Source organism: Mammaliicoccus sp. Q-M61, assembly GCF_022386055.1.
Taxonomy (GTDB): Bacteria; Bacillota; Bacilli; order Staphylococcales; family Staphylococcaceae; genus Mammaliicoccus; species Mammaliicoccus sciuri_A.
In genome coordinates this window covers 57248-83088 of sequence record NZ_JAJNJL010000003.1, presented here as the reverse complement: position 1 = coordinate 83088, position 25841 = coordinate 57248, and the positions used below count along the sequence as shown (strand labels likewise).

Below are 25841 nucleotides of genomic sequence, written 5' to 3'. Positions count from 1 at the left end.
ATGTCTATAGACATAAAATCATTAGAAGATAAGTATACTATTATTTCTAATATTAAAAATGGAGAAGAAGTTTTTTGGAAAAATCCTGACTATTTAACGACTACTGATTTACCATTTTCGATGGATGATGTATTAGATGCTGAACAACGATTAGCTCGTTTTGCACCGTATATTGAAGAAGTCTTTCCTGAAACGAAACAAAACAATGGAAAAATTGAATCTCAAATTTTTTCATTAGATCATTTTAAAAATGCACGATTCAGTCATTTAAAGGGACGTTTATTACTTAAAGGTGACCATGCTTTACCTATTTCTGGTTCTATTAAAGCTCGTGGTGGCATTTATGAAGTGCTAAAGTTTGCTGAAGAAACAGCTATGAAAGAAACTGATTTTACGATTAATAGTGATTACCGCCTTCTTGCTACTGAACAATATCAATCTATTTTCTCTAAATATAGAATTGCTGTTGGTTCTACTGGTAATTTAGGATTAAGCATCGGTATTATGAGTGCCAAATTAGGTTTCAAAGTAACGGTTCATATGTCTCAAGATGCTAAGACATGGAAAAAGGACCTTCTCCGTTCTAAAGGAGTCGAAGTCGTAGAACATGTACAAGATTACGGTTATGCTGTAAAAGAAGGTCGTAAAGCTGCAGCAGATGATCCTTATTGTCACTTTGTTGATGATGAAGCATCTAAAGATTTATTTTTAGGATATGCAGTTAGCGCACTAAGACTTAAGCATCAATTGAAAGATTTAAATATTCATGTAGATAAAGCGCATCCGTTATACGTCTATTTACCATGTGGCGTTGGCGGTGGTCCTGGTGGTGTCGCATTTGGATTAAAACTCATTTATGGCGATCATGTACATCCTATCTTTATCGAACCTACTGAAGCACCTTGTATGACTTTAGGCATGATTTCACAGCTACATGATCAAATTTCCGTTCAAGATATAGGTTTATCCGGGAAAACAATTGCAGATGGTTTAGCAGTTAGTCGTCCATCGAAATTAGTCGGCAACATTATGACTTCATTATTATTTGGTTCATGTACAGTAAATGACCATCAACTTTATCTTTATTTAAAAACATTAAAAGATCATGAGAATATCTTTATAGAACCTTCTGCTACTTCAGGTTTCCAAGGTTTAAAATATATTCATGATTTAAATTATGATTCCGAAAATGCCACGCACCTCGTTTGGTCAACAGGCGGTAACATGGTGCCAGAAAATGAACAAAAGATTTATTATCAAGAAGCTGTAGATATAGAAAAAAGGGGTTATGAAGATTGATTTTATTAATTATTCTAGGCATTTTAGCAGGGTTATGTGTACCATTACAAACATCTATTAACACGAAACTTGGTAGTTACACGAAATCACCTATACTTGCATCATTTTATTCATTCTTAATCGGAACGATCGTGTTAATCATTGTGAATACCATTATGAACCCACAAAAATTAACACCTTCATTTATAATGAATCAAGACTTTTCATACGTTTGGTTTACAGGTGGTCTATTAGGCGTCGTCTTTTTAACAGGTAATTTATTATTACTTCCAAGAATTGGCGCAGCATTAACAGTCGTGATGACAGTTTCCGGTCAAATTATAATGGGACTGATCATCGACCAATTCGGATTATTTGATGCTGACATTCATACAATCAATATCGGCAGAATTTCTGGCGTAATTCTGATGTTACTGGGTATATTATTAATGAATTATAAAAAGAAATCATCACGTGTTATTACAACGCAATCTAATTATACTAATTATTGGATGATTCTCGGTATTATGACGGGTTGTCTTCCCCCTATTCAAACAGCTATTAATAGTGCACTTAGATATGAAGTAGATTCATTTTATTTTTCAGCACTTATATCATTCGCAGTTGGGACAATCGCTTTATTCATTCTTTCACTTATTCTTGTTCGTAGAATTCGTTTTAGCTTCCATCAACCTGAACAAGGTACGATTAAACCGATCTACTTTATTGGTGGTGCATTAGGTGTTGTATTTGTTACGACGAACATATTACTTATGCCTGAACTCGGTGCAGCACTTACATTAATGGTCGTTATATTTGGACAAATGTTAATGGGACTTTTAATTGATCACTTCGGTTTATTTAATACACCAAAATTTAAAATTACAACGAGACGATTAATTGGTGCGATATTAGTCTTTGTCGGCATTGTCATTCTTAAATTATTCTAATTTAATACTAAGGAGGTCGTTGTGATGGATCTTTCTCTTAAATCAGGCGATGGTATGTTGAACATTAGAGTTGGCGCAATCATCAAAGATAAGCATGGTTATTGTTTTCACTATGATAAAAAACACGATTTTTATGCATTAATTGGTGGCAGAGTTAAATATTTCGAAAGCTCAGACTCAGCTATTAAACGTGAAATCAAAGAAGAACTCAATATTGAATGTGATGATATTTACTTTTTAACAACAGTTCAAAATTTCTTTGAATATGAAAGTACGTCTTATCACGAAATATTATTTATTTACCATGCTACAATTAATGAATCTATAGAAGACTTGACCATTCCCTTCGATCAAAAAGTTAAATATGTATCATTAAGAGTCTCAGAAATTCCTGAAATTAAACTGCTACCTCAAAAAGCAAAAGAAATCATATTGAAAAAAGTAGATGTCGAGCCACTATTTATTGACAGAGATTTACCTAAATAATATTTATTTCTATTAAGAACGCGAAAAAACGCGTTCTTTTTTTATTATTTATAGTTCTTATAATCAATTAATCTGTCCAATTCTCATTTTAAATAAAATATATTCTATTAACAATTTGTGTACAAACCGTAAAATTTAGTCAAAAAGCCCTATATAATGTTTAGTTTTTACACTTTTAGGTTATTATATCTAAATATATAACAAAGTAGCACCGTAATTCTTTCTGTATTATTTATTCTTTTACTTGTCACTTTGCTTACTTTAAATTATAATTAATATGAAATTAGAATTATTATAATTAAGAATTCTTGAGGAGGATTATGATATGAGTAATAAATCAAAACTTACAGGACTTTTTGGTGCGCCAGTATCAGATCGTGAAAATTCATTAACTGCTGGTAAACGCGGACCACTTGCTATGCAAGATATTTATTTCTTAGAACAAATGGCACATTTCGACAGAGAAGTGATTCCAGAGCGTCGTATGCATGCTAAAGGTTCTGGTGCGTTCGGTACTTTTACTGTTACACATGATATAACACAATATACAAATGCTAAAATATTCTCTGAAATTGGTAAACAAACTGAAATGTTTGCACGTTTCTCTACAGTTGCTGGTGAACGTGGTGCTGCAGATGCTGAACGTGACATCCGTGGTTTCGCACTTAAATTCTATACTGAAGAAGGTAACTGGGACTTAGTTGGTAACAACACACCTGTATTCTTCTTCCGTGATCCTAAATTATTTGCAAGTTTAAACCATGTTGTTAAACGTGACCCTAAAACAAACATGCATAACCCACAATCAAACTGGGACTTCTGGACATTATTACCTGAAGCTTTACACCAAGTTACAATTTTAATGACAGACAGAGGTATTCCAAAAGGATTCCGTAACATGCACGGTTTCGGTTCACACACTTACTCAATGTACAACGATGCAGGTGAACGTGTATGGGTTAAATTCCACTTCAGAACACAACAAGGTATTGAAAATTACACAGCAGAAGAAGCTGAACAAGTAATTGCTAAAGACCGCGAATCAAGTCAAAGAGACTTATTCAACGCGATTGAAGAAGGCAATTTCCCTAAATGGAAAATGTACATTCAAGTTATGACTGAAGAACAAGCTAGAAATCATAAAGATAACCCATTCGACTTAACTAAAGTTTGGTTCAAAGACGAATACCCATTAATTCCAGTTGGTGAATTCGAATTAAACCGTAACCCAGAGAACTATTTCCAAGATGTTGAACAAGCTGCATTTGCACCAACAAACATCATCCCTGGTATAGACTTCTCTCCAGATAAAATGTTACAAGGTCGTTTATTCTCATACGGAGATGCACAACGTTACCGCTTAGGTGTTAACCACTGGCAAATCCCAGTAAACTCACCAAAAGCTGCAACAAATGTTTGCCCATTCTCAAGAGATGGACAAATGAGAGTAGATGGTAACCAAGGTGGCGGCATTAACTACTATCCAAATAGTTATGAAGCACATCAATCACAACCAGAATACAAAAAACCAGGTTTAGAACTTGAAGGTGAATTATACGAACACGACTTCCGTGAAGATGACGATAATTACTATGAACAACCAGGTAAATTATTCCGTCTACAATCACCAGAGCAACAACAACGTATTTTCCAAAATACAGCTAACGAAATGCAAGGCACTACTGACGAAGTAAAACACCGTCACATCCGTAACTGTTATAAAGCAGATCCAGACTACGGTAAAGGTGTAGCAGACGCATTAAGCATTGATATCAACTCAGTTGATTTAGAAGGATAATATATAAATAGCGTATAGGACAATGACTGTCCTATACGCTATTTTTTTATATAGTGTCTGAGACATCTCAGTGTCTCAGACTACATTATTATAAAGTTTTGTAATTGAGTATCGCTTACTACCATTATTCTGAATTGTGGTAATTAGAACGCGCTAACTTCCATTATTATGAATTCTGGTAATTAGAATGCTGTAACTTCCATTATTTCGAATTGTGGTAATTAGAATACGCTAACTTCCATTTTTCTGAATTCTGGTAATTAGAATACGCTAACTTCCATTTTTCTGAATTCTGGTAATTAGAATACGCTAACTTCCATTTTTCTGAATTGTGGTAATTAGAATGCGCTAACTTCCATTATTTTGAATTGTGGTAATTAGAGGGTACTCAGTAAGGGACATTTCTCAGAATTCTGTCCTTAACAGCACCTCTTACGGACATTTCTCGGAATTCTGTCCCTAACGACGCCTCTTACGGACATTTCTCGGAATTCTGTCCTTAACAGTACCTCTTACGGACATTTCTCAGAATTATGTCTCTAACAAATCTTCCATTTATTATAATTGACTTACTTTTTTAGCTTTAATCATGTGTAAGAAATAGAATGCGACTAATCCTAATAAGGCTACGATAGACATTGCTAGATATAATCCTGAATATCCGATTGAATGTGTGAAGTTACCTAATACATATGGTCCGAATCCTAATCCGAAGTCTAAGCCGATGAAATATGTTGATGTTGCTAATCCCATCGCTTCTACTGGTGATACTTTAACGACTAATGCTTGGAATATAGATTGTAAGTTACCAAATCCTAATCCTATAAATGCACCTGCGATTAATAAGACCGCACCATTGCTTGCAATACTAATTAGGAATAAACCAAGAATTAAACATATAAATGCTGGTATTGTAACGATATTCTCACCGCGTTGGTCCATAATTCTTCCTGTAAATGGTCTTGTAATTAAGACTGCTACTGCATATACAACAAAGAAGAAACTTGCTGCATCTACTAAATGATTTTCTTGTGCGAAGAATTGAATAAATGACAATACTGATGAGTATGCAATACTAACAATCACAACTACGATTGCAATTGGTAAGGCATGTACTGAGAAGAAATCAGTAAGTTTAAATCCTTTTTTCTCTTCTGTTTTAACACTCGCCATAACAGGTGTTTCAACTTTCATGAATAGTGACATAACAAATGCTACAACAATAAGTATCGTACAAATTGTAAATAGTCCAGACATTGGAATGTGTTGATATAGTAATAAGCCTATAAATGGTCCGATTGCTGTACCGAGTACCATACTTAAACTATACATACTGATACCTTCACTACGACGTTGTGCTGGTGTGATAAATGCTGCAATTGTTCCTGTAGCTGTACTTGCTACCCCACTTGCAATACCATTTAGAATACGTACGATTAATAACAATACGAATGATGATGCAGTCACAAGATATAAACCGTTTGTGATAACTAGTAGAATACCACCGATGACTAACACTTTCTTACTACCTACTATATTGATATATTTACCTGTTAAAAATCTACCTACTAATGATCCAACTATGAATAAACCTGATGCTAGACCAGCCATACTGTCTGAAACACCGAACGTTTCTTTACTATAACCACCTACTGTTACTAATAGTAAGTACATTGATAAAAATATAAAAAAGCTAATAACAAAATTAAATATAAAATCTTTTGTCCAAATCGGTTTCTTAATTTGGTCGTCCATTACTCTGTTTCCTCCTCTATTAAATAACTTCTCAAATTCTCTAAAATCTCTTGTGCCTTATTAAGTTCTACTTCATCGACACCAACTGCTTGCAGACATTTTTCTTGAAATACACCAATTCTATGATGAATTTCATCGAATTGATTTTGACCTTGCTCAGTTAATGTAAGGAATTTTTCTCTTTTATCTTCTTTACTATTAACTGCTTGAATCAATTCCCGTTCGATTAATTTTTTTATAATTTTACGAGCTGTAGGTTTCTCAATAAAAGAACGCTTAGAAACTTGAACAAGTGTGGTTGGTTGATTATATGCGATATCATGTAACACTTTGTACTGCGCAGCATATAAATCAAAAGGTGCCAATATTTCATTAATATGATGAATATATGGTCGATACAAATTTGTATAGGAATATAAAAAGTTCTTCATTGTTTTCACCTTTTCTCATAAAAATATAGTTAGCTTTGCTAACTAATACTCAATCATTCTACGCCCATTGTCATGTTATGTCAACACCCATTTACGCTTCTAACAACAATTTTTCAAAAATTTCTATTATAATAAAATTAAACAAATATAAGGAGGAACATGATATGTTAAATGATTTCTATGAAAGATTATCTAAGAAAGAAAACAAAATGATTGAAATCAGAAGATACTTACATGAGCATCCTGAGTTATCTTTTGAAGAAAAAGAGACAGCCCAGTATATTGCTGACTTTTATAAAGATAAGGATGTCACATTACAAACGCATATCGGAGGAGAAGGCATTTACGGTATTAAAGTAACCATTGATTCTGGTAAACCAGGTAAGACGTTAGCGTTACGCGCTGATTTCGATGCTTTACCAATAAAAGAAGATACTGGCCTACCTTTCAGTTCTAAAAATGAAGGTGTCATGCATGCTTGTGGTCATGACGCGCATACTGCATATATGATGGTGCTTGCTGAAACTTTAATTGAAGTGAAAGATCAACTTAAAGGTAAAATTGTCATCATTCACCAACCTGCAGAAGAAAAGCCACCTGGTGGTTCACAATACTTAATTAAAGATGGCATTCTTGATGGTGTTGATAATGTTATCGGCGTCCATGTCATGAGCGCACTTGAAAGTGATCACGTTTATTATAGAGAAGGCAATGTTCAATCAGGTCGAAATATCTTTAAATTAAAAATAACAGGACGTGGTGGTCATGGTTCTTCACCACATTTAGCAAATGACCCAATTGTTGCAGCAAGTAGCTTTGTCATGTCTGTACAAACAATCGTCTCAAGAAGATTAAATCCATTTGATATGGGCGTTATTTCTATCGGTTCATTTGATGGTAAAGGACAGTTTAATATCATAAAAAATGAAGTTACGCTTGAAGGTGACGTTAGAGGTATGAACGAAGAAACTCTACAACTGATTGAATCAGAAGTTAAACGACTTTCTAAAGGTTTAGAATCTATGTATGGTGTTCAATGTGAACTTGAATATACGAGAGATTATCCGGTTCTATATAATGATCCTGAATTAACGAAACAAGTTGCGAAAGCAATTGAAGCGGCTAATATTCCTGAAGTTAAAAGTGTTGAACGTTGCGAACCACAACCACCATCAGAAGATTTCGCTTACTATGCAAAAGAATTGCCTTGTACCTTCTTCTATGTAGGCGCAAGTCCTAAAGATAAAGAAACATTCCCTCATCACCATCCTAAATTTGATATTGATGAAGGTTCTCTACTTATTGCAGCTAAATCAGTCGCTGCTGTTACGTTCGATTATTTAGGTGTTCAATAATCCAATTACTTAACAGATGTTAAGTAATATCACACCAAGTGTAAATTTACCTGACTCATATTTCTTTTTTCTTATTTTATATTTTATACTTTTAAAAAAATAAGGAGTTGAGGGAAGATGAGTCAGACAGATACACTTTTATTATTCGGTTGTACGTTGTTAGTTTGGTTAATGACACCTGGATTAGCATTATTTTACGGAGGATTAGTTCAATCTAAAAATGTTTTAAATACTTCCATGCACAGTATTTCAGCAATTGTTGTTGTAACATTCACATGGGTATTAATAGGATTTTCTATTAGTTTTGGCGGTAACAATTTATGGATAGGTGATTTCTCACACGCATTATTAAACGGTGTTGGATTCACATCTAATGGTAATTTTAGTGAAACCATTCCATTCGCATTATTTATGCTTTTCCAATTAACATTTTGTACCATTGCCGTTTCAATTCTTACTGGTTCAGTAGCTGAAAGAATGAAATTCGGACCATTTTTAATCTTTATGAGTTTATGGGTCATTCTAGTTTATAGCCCAGTAGCACATTGGGTATGGGGTGGCGGCTGGATTCACAAACTTGGTGCAATTGATTTTGCTGGTGGTACAGTAGTCCATATTTCATCTGGTGTTTCTGGACTCGTACTTGCCCTACTACTCGGTTCTAGAAAACCTAGCAATAAGAAACCACCACATAATTTAGTCATTACTTTAATCGGTGGTATTCTCGTATGGTTCGGTTGGTTTGGCTTTAATACAGGATCAGCACTCACTTTCGATTCAGTTGCCATGCTCGCATTTGTTAATACAATATTAGCATCATGTGCAGGTATTGCCGGTTGGTCTATCTTTGAATATATTCAAAAGAAAAAAGTTACGTTAATCGGAACATTATCAGGAATGTTAGCAGGACTTGTAACGATTACACCAGCAGCAGGTTTTGTCGGTTACGGAAGTGCAATGATTCTAGGAATATTAGGCGGATTCGTTTGTTACTATGTTATCACGCATCTAAAAGTATTACTTAACTATGACGATGCATTAGATGCATTTGGATTACATGGATTTGGAGGCGTCGTTGGTGCAATAGGAACAGGTTTATTCCAAAATTCTAGCGTCAACTCAACAATAGCAGACGGTGTATTCTTTGGTGGTGGCATTATGCCAGTAGTCGTACAAATCGTTGCCGTCGTCGTAACAATCGCATTTAGTGGCATCATGACATACATCATCGCTAAAATCATCAGTATCTTTACAACATTAAGAACAGACGAAAAAGCAGAACTAGAAGGCTTAGATGCCGTCTTCCATGGCGAAACCGCATATGGATACGAACTCAAACAAGAAAAAGCATAAAAATATATAGCACAAAAAAACAAGCATATCACTTAACTGAACCATTCAGTCATAACGTGATATGCTTGTTTTTGTTTATAATATTTATATCATCTCCAACCACATTATTTAAAATAATCACCATACATCCAATTAAATACCCATTGTAAATTAACCTTTGGCTTAGGTTGAACATCTATAATAGGCTGAAGAATATCCCTCATCTCCTGTTTAACCCGCTTCTCATTCACTTTTCTTAAACTAACATCACTAAAATCCTTCTCCAACACATATTCTATTTTATAAGAATTATTAAAACTATATTGAGTTCTAGCATGATCTACAAAGTCTATATATTCAAATTTATCATTTTTAGTATTAAATTCAATATAAGACTCTAATTCTCCATAATGATTCTTTTTATTTAATTTTTTTACAGTATAATATCTGTAATCATTTAAATAGGAATCTTTATATTGGTATACAAATGAATCATCTTTGGGTTTTTCAATAGAATTTAAATTTTTCATAACCATAATAACTTCTGGATCTATATTAGGGCTATGATCAATATGTTTAGAATAATATACAGAATAGTGTTCCATATGGCTAATTAAAAGGTGTCTAGAAATTAGTAATATTACAATTAGAGGTATAAGATACAAAACCGTTACCTCAAACGTTTTATAAATCACACGTCTAATAAATTTAAATATTATCATAAATATTCACTTCCAACATTAATATTCATTCCTAAAATAGTCTTTATACCACCAATTAAATACCCATTGTAAATTAACCTTTGGCTTAGGTTGAACATTTATTACAGGTTGAACAATTGAACGTATTTGTTTTTTTACTTCAATTTCATTAATATTTGAAACAGGCTTTTCTAGTCCTCTTTTTTCAATAAATGAAATTAATTTATATTTATCATTAAATAAATATATATCATAATTTTCTATATATTCAATTTCATTTTTGGAATCTCCCATAATTACAGAACGATGATGATCAGGATTTTTTGTATCTTCACTATTAATTCCATCTACTGAATATTTTAAACAATTACCGATTCCATATATACACGTCGGAGAATAAGTTACACCCTCTATCTTTGGTGTTTCTGCTCTAGCTATATTTTTGATTAACATTTCAACTTCTGGGTCTCTTCCTTTGTCATGAGGTATATGTTTAGCATAATAAACGGAATACTTTGAGAAGTTTAAATATAGATATAATGAGAGTATTAATACAACTAACGTCAACCTAAACAAGTTTAGATAAAACGCAAATAATATCCAGACTTTATAATTTTTTATGCTATTCCACATGACTTACTCACCTTCTAAATAATCTTTTTAACTTTCTAAATCCTTTTCTTATAAATTTTTTACTTTTACTGATGCTATTTGATATTTTTCTTGAATACCTTCTAGTTCTGTTCGCTATAGTTTTCACTGGTCTATAAATTCTTTTAAAGACAGATTTCCTAACAGGCATATAAATTCTTTTAGAGATAAATTTCCTAGCAGGCATATAAATTCTTTTAGAAACAAATTTCCTAGCAGGCATATAAATTCTTTTAGAAACAAATTTCCTAGCAGGAATATAAATTCTTTTATTAAAGGCTCTTCGAATAGATTTCATTTTACGAGCAACATATTTAATAGTGCGGCTATTATTAATTTTTCTCTTAATAATTCTTTTTATAGGCGAAATTATTCGTTTAGATAGCTTCATAACATTTTGCTTTATTTTTCTTCTAATTGAAACTAAATTTCTTTTTATAGGTTTAACAATCTTTTTTACAATATACTTTTTAACATTACTTTTAACCTTCTTTAATTTCCTAGTCACTTTATTTTCAATGATTTTTTTGACTATTTTTATATTTTTTTTGGTTCTTTCAATAATATTTTTTCCTTTTTCCACAAAAAATTTAGGTGTAAATTTTATAAATTCATATATATATTTTCTACCTAATATAAGCCCACCTAAAGTAGCAATAGATGCAACAAATAAATAACCCGATTTATTATTCACATCTTTCTTAACTATAATTGGTAAAACCTCACTCTTGAACTTTTTTCTTTCAACATCTAAATTTTCTGTACTGTAATATTTAATAATTCTCTCATTTAAGGGTAAGTCTTTAAATTTTGGATGATAGTACATAATCATTGCATCAATATCAGAATTCCCATCTTTTTTATTAATATTGGTTAATAAGTCACCAGTGAGCGCATTTAATTGGAAAAATTTATCTTCCGATGATATGCCATCATATTTTTCAAGTGGTAAACTAGCTATTTTCTTTATAAGTTCTTTATACCACACGCTTTTTTCTACACTTCCCAAAGTAGCACCCATATGAGGAAAATCTATATCATAGTTCTTCGACACATGTATGTGATGAAGAAGATTATCACTTTTAATTACTTTATTTTTTCCTTCTATAAATTCTATCTCAAAATTTGCTTTAGGATATTTCACTTTACTTTTATCTATTTTCCATAAATCATTAACTGAAATTTGCAAAATATTATTTTTATAGTTATGATAGGCTAATCCATTGGCTATATAATGGTTTATTTCATTAAAATTACCTTTATACTTTTTATTCGCCTCTGCTGCTAGTGCATTTAAGAACCTTATGAATTCAATTTGTTCTTGGCCTTTAAGGCCAGTATTAATTGCAAACCAATCTTTTTTGTTTTTCTTTTTATATTTGTGTAAATCAATATGTGACCCTGACTTATTCTGTTGTCTTTCTTTATTTATTTTTTTAGAGTGTGTTATATAGTTTTTTTGTTCAGAAAATTTTGTAAAACTGTTTATTCTTTTTAATGAATTATTTTTATTATGATAGTTTTGATATGCCTTAGGTATTTTTAGTTTTTGCGGCGATTTAATGTATGAAATGTAACGAGGTCTATATATATCTTTCGTAGATTTATTTGGTTTCTTACTTATAGTATTCTTGCTTTTTAAATTTTTAGTTTTCGCATTTGCTGTAGGTTTGTTTTTTGATTTTGTAGGTATGTTTTTTATAGGCAATGCTTTAGTATTCTTTGTTTTTTTATTCTTTTCTCTATTTTGATTAGTTTTATTTAATTTGTTTGAAGGTTTAGTATGCTTCTTAATATTTTTCTCTTTTACATAAATAAAATTATAAGTACTACCCTTATTGATAATTGTCTTAAATATTTTAGGTTTAATATATCCTTTTATATTTGGAGGATTAAATTTAATTTCAGCTCCTTTATCATAAGTATATTTTAAAGAAGCTCTAATCTTATTACCGTTTTCATCATAAAAATTATAAATAATTTGGGGTTTTAATTGATAAAACAGGTTAATAACTTGATCATTTTTATTTTGATTATCAATTTTATAATATAACTTCGTATATTTATCTATTTTCGGCACTGGTATCTTATAATTTTTGTTATTATAACCTGTATATGTTTTTGATGATAAAATTTTTTCTCCTTTTATATTTAAATAATTAACTCTGTATTTTTGTTTAATTTTTGTATTCATTTTTACCTGTAAACTGCTACCAAAAATATCATATCTAACAGCAATTGCATAGTTATAGGAATCATTTCTCCGCATAGGCGCAGGTGAATAAAATGTATAATCAAAGTTAGATAAAAACCCTACTCCCAAATAACCACCTTTAGGTAAATCAATAGATCCATTCAACCCTTCAACACCTGGAGTTGCATCGTAAATTATATTATTAGAAACCTTGAGATTTGAATCTTCGGGAATTACTTCCCCAAGATTAGATAAATTACTTTCAACTCCCTGAGCAGCATCAATATCAGTTGATATAAAATTTACAAGAACAGGATTTTCCTCATAAGTACCATGTTTCACTATTTGATAAAATAAACTTAGATTATTTGCTTCATTATATAATGTTACTATTGAGTTCCCATTTGTATTAGGAATAAACTGTTCACCTGTAAATGCTAAACCTTTTACTCTATTATCATTATTATATCCAGAGTTTTTCTTCCAATCTTCCTTATCAGAATTCTTTACAGTCCAAAGTAAATCTAAGTTAATACCTGATTTTGTTGTTCCAACAAAATTAATTCTCCCTTTATCCCCATTATTCAAGCTATAAGCTTTAACTGGAACATTAGGAGTATTTTGACCACCAAATGTATCACTATGATTAATAATACCTTTCTCTTTACCAGTTATAATATCTACATATGTTTTATCTGACCAATGTAATCCTTCTTTTGTTAACAAATTATCATCTGTTAAATTCTCACCAGTTATATTTAATTTAATATTATCGAAATATGAAATTCCAGATTTATTTTTGTCTCCCTTTCCTTCAATTTCAACATCTACAATTCTTGGATTTTTAGTGTATGTAGGATTATTATTTTCCTCTGAAGCTATGACTGATTTATCATCATTTGATTCTATATTTTTTACTGTAATAGTATCTACTTTTTCATTAATTTCTATTGGTTGACCTTTACTATTACTAAGAACTGTTGAATCCTCAGAATTATTAATAACTTCGGTTGCGAATGTAATCGATTGGTTAAGTATAAACATAGTAACAATAAATAATAATATACTAATTAATTTCCATGTCTTCATTACACTATTCCTTTATTCAATTTTTCTTATAATAATCATCTGTTTTTCTACTATTTTCAATAATACTAATAACTTAAATTTTCTCCTACATTTAATTTCCTCCTTGTCTATTTTTGAATTAAGCTTATTTATATATCGATATTATATTATATAATCCATCTTCTATTTTCAAGCAAATATATAAAAACCCTATCCATCACGTTGATGGATAGGGTTTAATGGCTATTACTCCGCTTCTTTCTTCTTACGTGGATAGCTTATTATAATAGACACGATACCGCATATGCCTAATAAATATGGATAAAATGAATAAGGTAATAGTGATACTGTTGATATTCCTGCGACGCTTGTTGCTGCTAATACTTGTGCGCCATATGGAATAATTCCTTGTACTGTACTTGCAAATATATCTAATATACTTGCTGATTTTCTGCGATCAATTTGATAATCATCTGCTATTTCTTTTGCGAGTGGTCCTGCTGTAATGATTGAAATTGTGTTGTTAGCTGTTGCTAAATTTGTCACGCTTACTAAACTGGCAATTCCAAATTCTGCACCTCGTTTAGATTTCAAGCGTTTCGTTACGGTATTGAGCAACCATTTGATTCCGCCATGGTATTCTATGAGACCAATCATACCACCGATTAATAATGCGATCATAGAAATATCTTGCATGCCGATAAGTCCATCTGAGATTGCTTTTAAATTTTCTGCTAGTGTAAATGAACCGTCTAACAATCCTATTAAGCTTGCTACGATGACACCAAACACTAATACCATCAATACGTTCATTCCACATAATGCACTAATTAATACAAATAAGTATGGAATGACTTTAATGATACTATAGCCACCTTGGCTAGCATCTGTCATACCTGCATCTTTTGTAACAAACCATAGAATAAGCACTGTTAAGATAGCACCTGGTAATACAATTAAGAAATTCATCTTAAATTTATCGCTCATTTTCGTTTGTTGTGTTCTAACTGCTGCGATGGTTGTATCTGAAATCATTGATAAATTATCACCGAACATTGCACCACCTACGACAGTTGCTGTTGTTAAAGCAAGTGAGATATCTGTTGCTTCTGAGATACCTACGCCTACTGGTGCTAATGCTGCTACTGTTCCCATTGATGTACCCATCGCTACTGAAATAAATGCACCAACAATGAATAAACCTGCTAATAAAAACTGTCCGGGAATTAAAGATAATCCTAAATTAACAGTTGAACTTACAGCCCCCATACTTTTAGCTGTTTGACTAAATGCACCTGCCATTAAAAAGACAAATACCATTAATAAAATGTTAGGATGAGCTGCACCTTTTGTAAATATATCTAATTTTTTAGCTAAAGGCGTCTTTGGATACATGGCACATGCAAAGACTGCTGCAATCAGAATCGCTACATTTAAAGGTAAGTAATTAAAATCTTTCATGATTAATCCAGTACCTATAAACAGCGTTACAAATACGATTAACGGTAATAAAGCTATAAATGATCCTTTATGATTAATTTGATTCATTATTTTCTCCTCTTATATATCTTGAATACTTTAAAAGGGTACAGTACATATTGTTTCTCGTCAAATATTAATTTTTAATTTTACCATTTGATGATTAAATCATCAAAATCAGGTAATATAACTATCATAAGATTAAAGCAAATGTTAAGGGGTTCAATTATGATTATTAGTAATACAATTAATGATTTTTTTAATAACTTTCATTTAAATGAACAGTCGAGGCTTTCATATTTTACAAAGTATCATACAGAGTTTCAGCATGCAGGTTATGATGAACATGTACTATGTCAAAATATCCATCCAACGCTTCTAAAATTAGAACAAGACCTTCCCTTAATTTTAAAAATAAATACAACATTGGTTCATATTATCTTTGAAGTAAGGCTGAAATTTCTAAAGCAATATCAAACATATTTAAAGCCAGATATTTATTTTCTTGTTGGGACATATAAAGAAGATGCTTCAATTCAATTAGAAGATAACGCACATTTATATTTATTTATAGAATCTCTATGTCATAAATATGATTTATTATACGATGTGATAGCGTATTATTTTGCGAAGTTATACATATATGAAATCATTAAAGAATACTACCCTGAAATGGTTACGACGACTATTTTGAACAATAAACATGTCATATTAGAAGAAGCGATTGTCCTACATATATTAAAGACGCTCAATTATACATATCCTTATAAAGAAAGACATGACTTTAAAGACATTCAACAATCAGCTTCTAAACTTGAATCTGAATTAACGACAGAGACCATACTTCAAGTCATTCAAAAATAAAAAATACTTTCATATCCCATTCGTTTAAAAGAATTGGTTATGAAAGTATTTTTGTTTATAAAGTTTTCATTAAATCTCTAATTAATATTGTGATGTTATGTTTTTTAGATTGTTCACTTAAGAAAAGTGCAATATCTAATTGTTTCTTATCTGTATCATTTAGAATGCCCATCTCTAATCGTGATTGCACAATATTATAAACTAATTCACTATATAACATATATCTATTCGATTTAATCGTAATATCTAATGCAGATTGAGCATAAGCTAAACATCTGTCATAAGCTTTTTCATTCGAGTAAATATTAGATAATGTATATAACAATTTGATTTGATAATTATCGTCTACATTATAGCGTTTAGCAATTTCTAAACCTTGTTCTAGTGATGACTTTGCTTTTTCATTTTCATTCTGTCTATAGTAGTAAATTGCGCGCGTATTACAGATAGAAACTTGTAATTTCTCATACATATTATGATCCATTAAACGATAAGCTTCTTCTATTAGTTGTAGAGATTGTTCAACATCATCATGCTTATAAAAAGTAATAATCGATCTTACCCACTTCGAAGCAGCAATTTCATCTGTTGAACTATTAGATAAATAATTGCCATCTATAATAGGTATGAGCGCATCATAATCACGCTCTTCTAACAATCTTTCTATTACTTTTAATTTCTGTTCTAATTGTGTATCTAACTCATCGCCAATGTATAAATAGTCCATACTACAATTTAATCTTCTTGAAATGTTAAATAGTAGTTGAGATCCCGGTTGTAATTCATTCTTTTCTATTTTTGAAATTTGACTTTGAGTCGCAATACCTTGCGCTAAATTCTGTTGAGATAGCTTTAAATCTATTCTCCTTTGTTTGACACGTTCTCCTAATTTCATATATAACGCTCCCCGTATTCAGTTATCGAATTAACATGTTTGAATAACCCACGCTATGCATATCATCTGGTATCGGTGTTGCTGTGCATATTTGTCCCGTCAAATATACACGACCTTGATTCATAAGCATTTTACGATGTATCATATGTTTCGGATTCTGCATGTTAATGTCCTCCTCTTTATTTTAAGTCTCAATGTGTGAAAATACAATTATTTTATCCAGTTACGCCTACTGAATTCCAAGCATTGACCACTTGTTGTACTTCTGTTGAGTTTGCACCATATAAATCAGATGCTGCTTGTTTTAACGCAAATTTAGCATCTAAGAATGAAGAGTTTGAACTTAAGTATTGTGTTAAAGCTCTATAATAGATGTCTTCTGATTTTTCTTTTCCAATTTTAGTAATTGTTAAATAAGCTGCTTTATTCGGTATACCACTATTAATATGCACGCCACCATAGTCACCTTGTTCAGTATTTGGCAAGTTCTGATAATTATTCATATGTGCAGGTTGATTATATTGTTCTGGATTAGAAAGACTTCTTAATCCATCACCTGGTTTACCTGGTGTGTATGCATCTTCTCCCATTAACCAGTCTTCAGGGTCAACGAAGTAACCAAACACATCTGACATTGATTCATTTAAAGCACCTGGTTGATTCTCATATACAAGATTTGCACTATGTTCTGTAACAGCATGTGTTAATTCATGTGCAACAACATCATCTGCAGCTGATAATGATGTAAATGTTCTACCATCTCCATCTCCATACACCATGTATTGGCCATTCCAAAAGGCATTATTATAATTTCTATCAAAATGAACAATAGAATTAATTTCTGCACCGTTTCCATCATAACTATCTCTATTGTGTGTGTTTAAATAGTAGTCATATGTTTTAGCAGCATTAAAATGGGCATCCACTCCTGCAGCTTGATTTTTACTATTAAAGTTTGTATCCGTATCTGTCATAAGTGAAAAGCTAGACGTACCATTCTTTGCATCATAAGTATGGATTGTTCCAGAATGTGTTTCATCTTGTAAACCATAACCATTGCTTATTTTTGTTAAATTGAGTGGCTTTTTAGTATCCCCATTAACACCTACACCACTTCCGGCAATATGTTCAATTTTATTTTTCTTACTTACAACTTCACCAGTCTCAGCATCAATTTTAATTTCCCAACGTGCTGGTTTAGGATCTAAATAAATAATTTCAACATTATAGACTAATTTTTTCTTTTCAGCATTGATCACTAGTTCATCTTTGTTAACGACTTTTTGTCCTTTAATATTTTTCACTTCATTTTGACTTACGCCGATACTTTCAAAAGCTTTATTAACCGCTTCATCTTTAGATAAACTTTGTTTATTTGTATATGTAACTTTTTCTGTATTGACATCCCCATTGACGAGCTCTAATTCTTGATTATCATTGGTATGTATCTTGACTTCTTTATCTTCGACAACGTAGTTATCTACTTTAGGTTTTAAAGTATAATGCGTATATCCTAAGTTATCTTTAAATTCATTTGCTACTTCAAATTGTTTGTAACTTTTCTTAATATTTGGATTGCCTGGTAACTGACTCAAAATCTCTTGCGCTTCAGCTTTTGTGTTTATTTCTTGTTTAGGAATTGATTTTAATTCCTTTTGATCTAAAGGACTACTTTCTTTCGCACTAGCCACATTTGATAATCCTAAAGTCAAAGCCATAACTGAAGTAAAACCTACTGATAAAATTTTTTTCGATCGATACATTTAATCCACCCCTATATATTTTTAGAATAAGTACAATTTAATTATATATAACATGAAGTATAAAGTCATTATAAAAAGTGTAATTTTATATTACATTTATATTACATATAGAATATCCACATATATTAATTTGATTTGCTACATTTTGATTTAACGACATACTTACACTAAAATATATATAATGAAAGCTTTAAAGGAGGATGCTGATGTTTACAATTATTAAAAATGGTGATGTATATTCACCGAACTATAAGGGTCAGCAATCGATACTTATTCAAGGGCGATCTATTATTAAAATCGGAGATATAGATATTGAATTAATAAAGCAACTGGATCCAAACTTAAAGATCATCGATGCTACAGGATATACGGTTATGCCTGGGATTTTAGACCCACATATTCATTTGCTTGGAGGTGGCGGAGAAGCGAGTTATGTGACGCGAACGCCAGAAGTTCAATTAACAAATTTAATATCAAATGGTATTACAAGCGTAGTTGGCTTAATAGGTACAGATGGTATTTCTAGAACACTAACGAGTTTATATGCAAAGGCTCAAGCATTAGAAGCTGAAGGTGTCTCTACATATATGTACACAGGTAATTATCACTTGCCCGTTACTACAATTACAAACTCCATCAAAGAAGATTTGTTTTTAATTGATAAAGTGATTGGCACTGGTGAGATTGCTATAAATGATTTCAGATCATCTATTCCAACAATTGAAGAACTTGCAAGAATTGTGGCTGACACAACAGTAGGCGGAATGCTAAGTGGAAAAGCTGGTGTAACACATTTTCATATAGGTACAGGCAAACATAAACTGAAACAAATTCATGACCTAATCGATCATTTTGATGTTAAACCGAACAAACTATATGTGACACATTTTGATAAAGGGATAGATTTGTTAGAAGAAGGTATTTCATTAAGTCATAAAGGTGTGTATGTTGACTTAACAGCAAGTTCAAATACTGTAGAATACGTCAATTATTACCGAGCACATGGAGGAGACATCTCGAAGTTGACGGTTTCTTCAGATGGACATGGCAGTTTACCTAAATTCGATAAACACAATCAACTTGTAGGTTATGATGTTGCAAAATGCAGCACGCTAACAGACCAATTATTTAATTTATTGGTACAAGACTCGAACTGGGAAGAAGTGATTGCTTTATTTACTTCTAATGTCGCAAACGTATTAACACTACATCATAAAGGTCATATCGAAGAACACTATGATGCAGATATATTAATAATTAATCCGAAAAAGAAACAAATAAAAGATGTATTTGCAAAAGGACAACATATGCTTTCAGATTATCAAATGATTAGAAAAGGTATGTTTGAATAAAATACAAAACAAGCAGGGACAAAAATTTGTCCCTGCTTATTTACACTTCCTATTTAAATTCCATCTATAAATTCTACGGAATCAAGCTCTATTTGCTCCCCATCTTCTTTACGTTTTTTAATATGGAATTCTCCCCATTTACATAAGTGCTCTAGTAATTCATTTAGTGTACTACCATATTCTGATATCTCGTATTCAACTTTTGGTGGTACTTGTTGATATACAATTCGATTAATAATGCCATCTTTTTCTAATTCTCTTAATTGTTGCGTTAACATTTTTTGTGTAATATGCGGAATAGCTTTTTTAAGTTCAGATGTTCGCATTGTTCCATGCTTTAAATGACACAGTATCACTGGCTTCCATTTACCGCCAATGACATCTATTGTTGCTTCTACACCAATATTATATTCCGTAACTTCCATCATGATTCCTCCCTAAGGCACTTTTTAGTACCTATATGACTTTAAAGTGCGTACTTCCTATTTGTCTTATTACGTTTTAAAATATCACATATCTTATAACAAAGGAAGGAATATAAAAATTGAAAAACAAATTTTCGAATCAACTCGCACTTATATCACTTGCTATCTCAGCTTTTGCTATTGGTTCTACTGAATTTATTAGCGTAGGATTACTCCCATTAATTAAAGATGCCTTTGATGTGACAATCCCATTAGCAGGACTTACTGTATCTTTATATGCTATTGGTGTTACAGTTGGCGCACCTATCTTAACGCCTTTAACAAACAATATGAAAAGAAAGAATGTTTTAATACTCATTATGGTTGTGTTTATTATTGCTAATGTATTTGCAGGACTTGCAACATCATTTAGTTTATTACTCGCTATGAGAGTGCTTAGTGCTTTCTCACATGGTGTATTCATGTCTATTGCAACAACCATTGCAGCTGACTTAGTCCCTGCGCATAAACGCTCAAGTGCCATCGCCATGATGTTTACAGGTTTAACAGTTGCAACGATTACAGGTGTCCCATTTGGTACTTGGGTCGGTCAAAACTTCGGTTACGAAATGTCATTCTATACGATTGCTTTGATAGGACTCATTAGTTTAATCGCAAATATATCATTCGTTCCAAAAAATTTAACAGAATATGAGCAAGCACCTATTATTAAACAACTTGCTATCTTTAAAAACAAACCGCTTATGTCTATTTATTTAATTACAGCGCTTGGCTATGGTGGTACATTTGTTGTTTACACTTATATGACTGAAATTTTAACGAATATATTAGGTTATGACTCAAATAGTATTGTCATTATTTTAATATTGTATGGTGTGATGGTTGCGATTGGTAATACATTAGGTGGAAAATTAACGAACCATGCGCCAACGAAATCATTAACGATTATTTTTCTTTTACAAGCATTAACGTTATTACTTGTTGGATTTACGATACATTTTCATGTAGTTGGCCTTATCAGTATATTATTAATGGGACTATTCGCATTTATGAATGTTCCCGGGTTACAACTTATTGTCGTACTTTTTGCTGAACGTAATAGTAAAGAAACTGTCAATTTCGCTTCAAGTTTAAACATCTCTGCATTTAACATAGGTATTACACTTGGTTCTGTTATCGGTGGATTTATATTAAACTACTTAACACTATCTAGCACGCCTTATTTCGCATTTATCATGGTGCTTGTAGCAAGTATTTTAATGTTTGTCGTTAACAAGCATGAAACAGCTGAACCTTTACAAACAACTTAATAATAATAATAAAAAAGCGAGAAATGTATGAGATATCAACGGGTACCTCATGCGTTTCTCGCTTTTTAAATACTTCAAATTTCTTCATTTTTTAATATTTTTCGTGCGTTCTCTTTCAATCGTGTGACAGTCTCAATACCTTTCGTACGTTCTAAAAATTCATATGCTTCTTTAATATGAAAGTTTCTATTGGATGTATTATGAGCATCACTTCCAAGAATATGAATAGCATCTTGTTCTAATAAATAATCAGCTACTCTTTTAGCATCTTCGCCATATTTATTCACTAAAGAGCCTGCTGTAACTTGACATAATGCGCCTCTATCAATTAAATTAAATAAAATTTGTGGATCATCTTGAATCGGAATGATACGTTCTGGATGAGCTAATATTGGACGGTATCCAGCATTAAATAACTTTTCAAATGTTAGTTCAGCAAATTCTGGTATCGAGAAAAATGGAAACTCAATTAACACATATCTTGAACCTTCAGTAATAGGTAACAATTCACCAGATTCTAATCCTTCAAGTTCTTCGCCAAACATATGAATTTCTTGGCTAGGATAAACTTTAATATCAATATGATGATCATTTAATAGAGATTGTACTTCTTCAGTTCTACTTTTTACGATATCGGCATTATTTCTAAACCGATGTTTTATATAATGAGGTGTTGCAACTATATCTGTTATACCAATTTTCTCAGCTTCTCTTGCAAGTTCAAGCATACTTTCCTCATCTAATGGACCATCATCTAATCCATATAATAAATGATTATGAATATCTATCATGTGCACCTCTCCTTTTATCACGTAACTAAAATCATACAACTTTATTCCCTTATTACTTATATTGTAACAAATAACTGTTTTTAACCAGTATTAAAATGACTGATTTTTGCAAATAAGCAGAAAAGTTGTTTTTAAAACTATTTTATATGAACATAAAAATATCGACATATAAGGAGTGGGAAAAACATGGAATTAGCAAAAGCATTAGAAAAAAGACGCTCTGTTAAATCTTATGAGCCATACGATTTAGATAGAGAAACAATTTATAATTTATTAGATCAAGCTGCATTATCACCTTCAGCTTGGAACTTACAACAATGGAAAGTAATTGTTGTTGATACAGATGAAGCAAAAGAAAAATTATATAACGCAGCTAATAAACAAATTAAAATAAAAGAATCTAGCGCGACATTTATCATTTTAGGTGACTTAAATGCACATGAAACAATTGGTGATATCGCAGATGATTGGATAGACCATAAACATATACCAGCTGATAAAAAATCAGGATTAATACAAAGTGTCCACCAATTCTTTGAAAGTGATACAAACAGAAGAGACGAAGCAATACGTGGCGCTTCATTATTTGCGATGAGTTTAATGTTAGTCAGTGAAGACGCAGGTCTCGCAACTTGCCCAATGATAGGCTTTGACAAACAAGCAGTAATTGATGCATTTAATATTGAAGATAACTTAGTACCAGCAATGCTTATCTCAATTGGTAAAGGTGAAATGAATAATGATAGAGCCTCACGCATACCAGCATCAGCATTTGCGAAATTCGAATAAAGAATGTTCTAAATTTGTAAAAAACTCACCTCATTCATGCATAAAAAAGTATTATAATGAAAGTAACAAAGTGAGGTGTTTAAGATGAACAAACGTTATCAAAAGGTTCTAGTACTTTACTTAATTTCAACGTTCGTGCCATATGCATTATTCAGTAGAAAAAATGATAGCACATTAACTAAAACTTGGTTACCAAGTTCATTAGTAGGATACGGTATCTTTGCATATGGACTCAAAGTTTTAACAAAAATGAAAAAAGCAGCTTAACCATAAGCTGCTTTCCGATTAGGAGCAATATGAGCAAACTGAACTTATGTAAGTTCAGTTTGTTTTTTGTTTGGGGGGTGGATGGTGGGAAAGTCTTGGCTTTATTCGGTACTTAAGCCATGACTTAGACGATCTCTTGGCTTTATTCGGGACTTAAGCCATGACTTGGGCGATCTCTTGGCTTTACTCGGTACTTAAGCCATGACTTGGGCGATCTCTTGGCTTTATTCTGTACTTAAGCCATGACTTGGACGATCTCTTGGATTTATTCAGTACTTAAGCCATGACTTGGACGATCTCTTGGCTTTACTCTGTACTTAAGCCATGACTTGGGCGATCTCTTGGCTTTATTCAGTACTTAAGCTAAGACCCAATACTCAAACTTACACCACCCACACCATTACACACTACTACTTCTCACTTTTTACCATTTCTGCATATTCTGTATCGGTTATGGCATAAATGACATCGTCTACTACTTTTTCTTTATGAATTCTGTTTTTAGGCATGACCCCTATTTTCTTCATGCCGAGTCTTTTCATCACTTCGCCTGATTTCGGATTAATTGTACTGTGCATTGCTTTTACTTGATTAAGTCCTAATGTTTCAAATGATAGTGATAGCAATGCTAATCCTGCTTCTGTCATATAGCCATTACCTGTATATTTTAAGTTAAGGGCATAACCGAGTTCTCCGCGTTTATGTTCTTGCTCAACTCTTAAATCAATTGTACCTATTAATTTATCTTCGGATTTTAATTCGATACCATACTTTCCTAATGGTGCGTTCATATAATATCCCGCAATTACACTTTTAGTTTCTTCTTTAGATAAGTGTGTTGGAAATACATGTGTTGTATTTTCAACATCAGATGCATATTCGAATAATGATTCAACATCATTTAAATTAATAGGTCTTAATATAAGTCTTTCTGTTTCCAATATTTGATTTTCTGCTAATTCGACTAATACATCCATACTTAACACCTACTTATGATTGATATTCGTTCAACGCTAATGCTAGACAACCGATTATACCTTGGTCATCATTTAAACTTGGCGTAACAATATATTCTTCTACTGGTGGCACTGCAATATAGTTGTTATTTAATCGTTCAAATTGCTCATGCACTTTTTTTAATAAATGTGATTGATGCATCACACCACCGCCAAAAATGATTTTTTCAGGCGACAACATAAGTGCTGTATTAAGTGCTGCTTGTGCAATATAATAAGCAACGATATCCCAGTCTTGAGCATTTTCATGAATTTCTTTTGCAGAAATACCTGCTCTTTTTTCGATTGCTGGACCTGAAGCTAAACCTTCTAAACAATTACCGTGGTACGGACAATTACCTTCAAAGTCTTGATCATCTTTATGAATTTTAATAGACATATGTCCCATTTCAGGATGACTTAACCCTTGAACAATTTTCCCTTTTACGATCGCACCACCACCGATACCAGTACCTACTGTATAGTAAACAGCTGAGTCAATATTTTTTGCGATTCCTTTTTTATACTCACCGTATAAAGAGGCATTTACATCTGTTGTAAATGCTACAGGTACGTCGAAATGTTCTTGAACTGCTCCTATAAAATCAAAATTTTGCCACGCAATTTTTGGTGTCGAAGTGATATATCCATATGTATCAGAATCTTTATTGATATCTATCGGTCCAAATGATCCTATACCTATACTACTAATTTGATATTGTTTAAAAAATTCTATAACTTTAGGTAATGTTTCTGACGGCTCAGTTGTTGGTATAGAGATGCGTTCAATTACATTTAAATCTTCATCACCAACTGCACATACAAATTTCGTTCCACCCGCTTCAATCGCACCTAGAAGTTTCACTTATATCACACTCTTTCCCATTTTATTTATTTTCACAAATCATACTC

General features: G+C 31.9%; 24 protein-coding genes. 11 read left to right on the top strand and 13 right to left on the bottom strand.

Annotated elements, in window-relative coordinates; all coding sequences use genetic code 11:
* The 4 genes from LQ677_RS05765 (at position 1) to LQ677_RS05750 (ending at position 4512) form a co-directional block, all read left to right on the top strand.
* Entirely contained in the window at positions 1 to 1299 is a 1299-nt protein-coding gene (locus LQ677_RS05765; protein WP_191836519.1) for a D-serine ammonia-lyase, read from the top strand.
* Positions 1296 to 2228: a DMT family transporter gene (locus LQ677_RS05760; RefSeq protein ID WP_191836520.1), complete on the top strand. Its 933-nt coding sequence runs from the start codon at positions 1296 to 1298 to the stop codon at positions 2226 to 2228. The genes LQ677_RS05765 and LQ677_RS05760 overlap by 4 nt, the downstream gene beginning before the upstream one ends.
* A gap of 24 nt (positions 2229 to 2252) precedes the next feature.
* Positions 2253 to 2714, top strand: a complete 462-nt coding sequence (locus LQ677_RS05755) for an NUDIX domain-containing protein (protein WP_191836521.1) — start codon at positions 2253 to 2255, stop codon at positions 2712 to 2714.
* Positions 2715 to 3039: 325 nt separating this feature from the next.
* Positions 3040 to 4512 carry a catalase gene (locus LQ677_RS05750; protein ID WP_239748165.1) on the top strand — a complete coding sequence of 491 codons (1473 nt, stop codon included), beginning with the start codon at positions 3040 to 3042 and terminating at the stop codon, positions 4510 to 4512.
* A 558-nt stretch (positions 4513 to 5070) separates the two neighbouring features.
* On the opposite strand, the gene LQ677_RS05745 is transcribed toward LQ677_RS05750, so the two are convergent.
* Positions 5071 to 6267: an MFS transporter gene (locus LQ677_RS05745; RefSeq protein ID WP_191836522.1), complete on the bottom strand. Its 1197-nt coding sequence runs from the start codon at positions 6265 to 6267 to the stop codon at positions 5071 to 5073.
* The gene (locus tag LQ677_RS05740) at positions 6267 to 6698 is read right to left on the bottom strand and encodes a MarR family winged helix-turn-helix transcriptional regulator (protein ID WP_191836523.1); all 432 of its coding nucleotides are present in this window, start codon (positions 6696 to 6698) and stop codon (positions 6267 to 6269) included. Before LQ677_RS05740 ends, LQ677_RS05745 begins: the two co-directional genes overlap by 1 nt.
* A 164-nt stretch (positions 6699 to 6862) precedes the next feature.
* Between LQ677_RS05740 and LQ677_RS05735 the strand changes: the two genes are divergently transcribed.
* Both LQ677_RS05735 and LQ677_RS05730 read left to right on the top strand, forming a co-directional pair.
* Positions 6863 to 8053 (top strand): M20 family metallopeptidase, encoded by a 1191-nt coding sequence (locus LQ677_RS05735; RefSeq protein ID WP_025906878.1) that lies wholly within the window; start codon positions 6863 to 6865, stop codon positions 8051 to 8053.
* Positions 8054 to 8170: 117 nt separating this feature from the next.
* A complete protein-coding gene (locus LQ677_RS05730) occupies positions 8171 to 9406 on the top strand; it encodes an ammonium transporter (RefSeq protein ID WP_239748164.1) in 1236 nt (411 codons plus the stop codon).
* 104 nt (positions 9407 to 9510) lie between these two features.
* On the opposite strand, the gene LQ677_RS05725 is transcribed toward LQ677_RS05730, so the two are convergent.
* From LQ677_RS05725 to LQ677_RS05710, 4 genes are all read right to left on the bottom strand, one after another.
* Positions 9511 to 9915 carry a hypothetical protein gene (locus LQ677_RS05725; protein ID WP_239748163.1) on the bottom strand — a complete coding sequence of 135 codons (405 nt, stop codon included), beginning with the start codon at positions 9913 to 9915 and terminating at the stop codon, positions 9511 to 9513.
* Between the two features lie 210 nt (positions 9916 to 10125).
* Entirely contained in the window at positions 10126 to 10719 is a 594-nt protein-coding gene (locus LQ677_RS05720; RefSeq protein ID WP_204255530.1) for a hypothetical protein, read from the bottom strand.
* Positions 10720 to 10726: 7 nt separating this feature from the next.
* A complete protein-coding gene (locus tag LQ677_RS05715; RefSeq protein ID WP_239748162.1) occupies positions 10727 to 14020 on the bottom strand; it encodes a hypothetical protein in 3294 nt (1097 codons plus the stop codon).
* Between the two features lie 225 nt (positions 14021 to 14245).
* The gene (locus LQ677_RS05710) at positions 14246 to 15547 is read right to left on the bottom strand and encodes a Na+/H+ antiporter NhaC family protein (protein WP_191835714.1); all 1302 of its coding nucleotides are present in this window, start codon (positions 15545 to 15547) and stop codon (positions 14246 to 14248) included.
* A gap of 159 nt (positions 15548 to 15706) precedes the next feature.
* Here LQ677_RS05710 and LQ677_RS05705 point away from each other — a divergent pair, with 159 nt between their 5' ends.
* Positions 15707 to 16342: a hypothetical protein gene (locus tag LQ677_RS05705; protein WP_191835713.1), complete on the top strand. Its 636-nt coding sequence runs from the start codon at positions 15707 to 15709 to the stop codon at positions 16340 to 16342.
* Between the two features lie 55 nt (positions 16343 to 16397).
* Here LQ677_RS05705 and LQ677_RS05700 read toward each other — a convergent pair whose 3' ends face one another.
* The 3 genes from LQ677_RS05700 to LQ677_RS05690 are packed head-to-tail and all read right to left on the bottom strand — an operon-like array spanning position 16398 to position 19000.
* Positions 16398 to 17237 (bottom strand): helix-turn-helix domain-containing protein, encoded by an 840-nt coding sequence (locus LQ677_RS05700; RefSeq protein ID WP_037589104.1) that lies wholly within the window; start codon positions 17235 to 17237, stop codon positions 16398 to 16400.
* A 22-nt stretch (positions 17238 to 17259) separates the two neighbouring features.
* Entirely contained in the window at positions 17260 to 17400 is a 141-nt protein-coding gene (locus LQ677_RS05695) for a hypothetical protein (protein WP_159315477.1), read from the bottom strand.
* 52 nt (positions 17401 to 17452) lie between these two features.
* Positions 17453 to 19000, bottom strand: coding sequence for a M4 family metallopeptidase (locus tag LQ677_RS05690; protein WP_126477728.1), 1548 nt, complete (start codon positions 18998 to 19000; stop codon positions 17453 to 17455).
* A gap of 206 nt (positions 19001 to 19206) precedes the next feature.
* On the opposite strand from LQ677_RS05690, the gene iadA reads away from it, so the two are divergent.
* Positions 19207 to 20352, top strand: a complete 1146-nt coding sequence (gene iadA, locus LQ677_RS05685) for a beta-aspartyl-peptidase (RefSeq protein ID WP_191835712.1) — start codon at positions 19207 to 19209, stop codon at positions 20350 to 20352.
* 53 nt (positions 20353 to 20405) lie between these two features.
* On the opposite strand, the gene LQ677_RS05680 is transcribed toward iadA, so the two are convergent.
* Entirely contained in the window at positions 20406 to 20777 is a 372-nt protein-coding gene (locus LQ677_RS05680) for a winged helix-turn-helix transcriptional regulator (RefSeq protein WP_025906885.1), read from the bottom strand.
* Positions 20778 to 20896: 119 nt separating this feature from the next.
* Between LQ677_RS05680 and LQ677_RS05675 the strand changes: the two genes are divergently transcribed.
* Positions 20897 to 22087: an MFS transporter gene (locus LQ677_RS05675; RefSeq protein ID WP_239748161.1), complete on the top strand. Its 1191-nt coding sequence runs from the start codon at positions 20897 to 20899 to the stop codon at positions 22085 to 22087.
* Between the two features lie 74 nt (positions 22088 to 22161).
* Here LQ677_RS05675 and LQ677_RS05670 read toward each other — a convergent pair whose 3' ends face one another.
* Entirely contained in the window at positions 22162 to 22878 is a 717-nt protein-coding gene (locus tag LQ677_RS05670) for a tyrosine-protein phosphatase (protein WP_191835710.1), read from the bottom strand.
* Between the two features lie 186 nt (positions 22879 to 23064).
* On the opposite strand from LQ677_RS05670, the gene LQ677_RS05665 reads away from it, so the two are divergent.
* Together LQ677_RS05665 and LQ677_RS05660 are read left to right on the top strand one after the other, a co-directional pair.
* Complete coding sequence (locus LQ677_RS05665; protein ID WP_037589109.1) at positions 23065 to 23667, top strand: nitroreductase family protein; 603 nt, start codon at positions 23065 to 23067, stop codon at positions 23665 to 23667.
* A gap of 84 nt (positions 23668 to 23751) precedes the next feature.
* Positions 23752 to 23934, top strand: a complete 183-nt coding sequence (locus tag LQ677_RS05660; protein WP_025906889.1) for a hypothetical protein — start codon at positions 23752 to 23754, stop codon at positions 23932 to 23934.
* A 410-nt stretch (positions 23935 to 24344) separates the two neighbouring features.
* Here the strand turns inward: LQ677_RS05660 and LQ677_RS05655 are convergent, their stop codons facing one another.
* Entirely contained in the window at positions 24345 to 24911 is a 567-nt protein-coding gene (locus LQ677_RS05655) for a GNAT family N-acetyltransferase (RefSeq protein ID WP_037589965.1), read from the bottom strand.
* A gap of 13 nt (positions 24912 to 24924) precedes the next feature.
* Entirely contained in the window at positions 24925 to 25794 is an 870-nt protein-coding gene (locus LQ677_RS05650) for an ROK family protein (RefSeq protein ID WP_191835709.1), read from the bottom strand.
* Positions 25795 to 25841 lie beyond the last annotated feature (47 nt).

What these genes read in the sequence shown, in the direction of transcription:
- LQ677_RS05765 (WP_191836519.1), top strand. Translation starts at nt 1, where the DNA reads ATGTCTATAGACATAAAATCATTAGAAGATAAGTATACTATTATTTCT.
- LQ677_RS05755 (WP_191836521.1), top strand. Translation starts at nt 2,253, where the DNA reads ATGGATCTTTCTCTTAAATCAGGCGATGGTATGTTGAACATTAGAGTT.
- LQ677_RS05750 (WP_239748165.1), top strand. Translation starts at nt 3,040, where the DNA reads ATGAGTAATAAATCAAAACTTACAGGACTTTTTGGTGCGCCAGTATCA.
- LQ677_RS05745 (WP_191836522.1), bottom strand. Translation starts at nt 6,267, where the DNA reads ATGGACGACCAAATTAAGAAACCGATTTGGACAAAAGATTTTATATTT.
- LQ677_RS05740 (WP_191836523.1), bottom strand. Translation starts at nt 6,698, where the DNA reads ATGAAGAACTTTTTATATTCCTATACAAATTTGTATCGACCATATATT.
- LQ677_RS05735 (WP_025906878.1), top strand. Translation starts at nt 6,863, where the DNA reads ATGTTAAATGATTTCTATGAAAGATTATCTAAGAAAGAAAACAAAATG.
- LQ677_RS05730 (WP_239748164.1), top strand. Translation starts at nt 8,171, where the DNA reads ATGAGTCAGACAGATACACTTTTATTATTCGGTTGTACGTTGTTAGTT.
- LQ677_RS05725 (WP_239748163.1), bottom strand. Translation starts at nt 9,915, where the DNA reads ATGAAAAATTTAAATTCTATTGAAAAACCCAAAGATGATTCATTTGTA.
- LQ677_RS05720 (WP_204255530.1), bottom strand. Translation starts at nt 10,719, where the DNA reads ATGTGGAATAGCATAAAAAATTATAAAGTCTGGATATTATTTGCGTTT.
- LQ677_RS05715 (WP_239748162.1), bottom strand. Translation starts at nt 14,020, where the DNA reads ATGAAGACATGGAAATTAATTAGTATATTATTATTTATTGTTACTATG.
- LQ677_RS05710 (WP_191835714.1), bottom strand. Translation starts at nt 15,547, where the DNA reads ATGAATCAAATTAATCATAAAGGATCATTTATAGCTTTATTACCGTTA.
- LQ677_RS05705 (WP_191835713.1), top strand. Translation starts at nt 15,707, where the DNA reads ATGATTATTAGTAATACAATTAATGATTTTTTTAATAACTTTCATTTA.
- LQ677_RS05700 (WP_037589104.1), bottom strand. Translation starts at nt 17,237, where the DNA reads ATGAAATTAGGAGAACGTGTCAAACAAAGGAGAATAGATTTAAAGCTA.
- LQ677_RS05695 (WP_159315477.1), bottom strand. Translation starts at nt 17,400, where the DNA reads ATGCAGAATCCGAAACATATGATACATCGTAAAATGCTTATGAATCAA.
- LQ677_RS05690 (WP_126477728.1), bottom strand. Translation starts at nt 19,000, where the DNA reads ATGTATCGATCGAAAAAAATTTTATCAGTAGGTTTTACTTCAGTTATG.
- iadA (WP_191835712.1), top strand. Translation starts at nt 19,207, where the DNA reads ATGTTTACAATTATTAAAAATGGTGATGTATATTCACCGAACTATAAG.
- LQ677_RS05680 (WP_025906885.1), bottom strand. Translation starts at nt 20,777, where the DNA reads ATGGAAGTTACGGAATATAATATTGGTGTAGAAGCAACAATAGATGTC.
- LQ677_RS05670 (WP_191835710.1), bottom strand. Translation starts at nt 22,878, where the DNA reads ATGATAGATATTCATAATCATTTATTATATGGATTAGATGATGGTCCA.
- LQ677_RS05665 (WP_037589109.1), top strand. Translation starts at nt 23,065, where the DNA reads ATGGAATTAGCAAAAGCATTAGAAAAAAGACGCTCTGTTAAATCTTAT.
- LQ677_RS05660 (WP_025906889.1), top strand. Translation starts at nt 23,752, where the DNA reads ATGAACAAACGTTATCAAAAGGTTCTAGTACTTTACTTAATTTCAACG.
- LQ677_RS05655 (WP_037589965.1), bottom strand. Translation starts at nt 24,911, where the DNA reads ATGGATGTATTAGTCGAATTAGCAGAAAATCAAATATTGGAAACAGAA.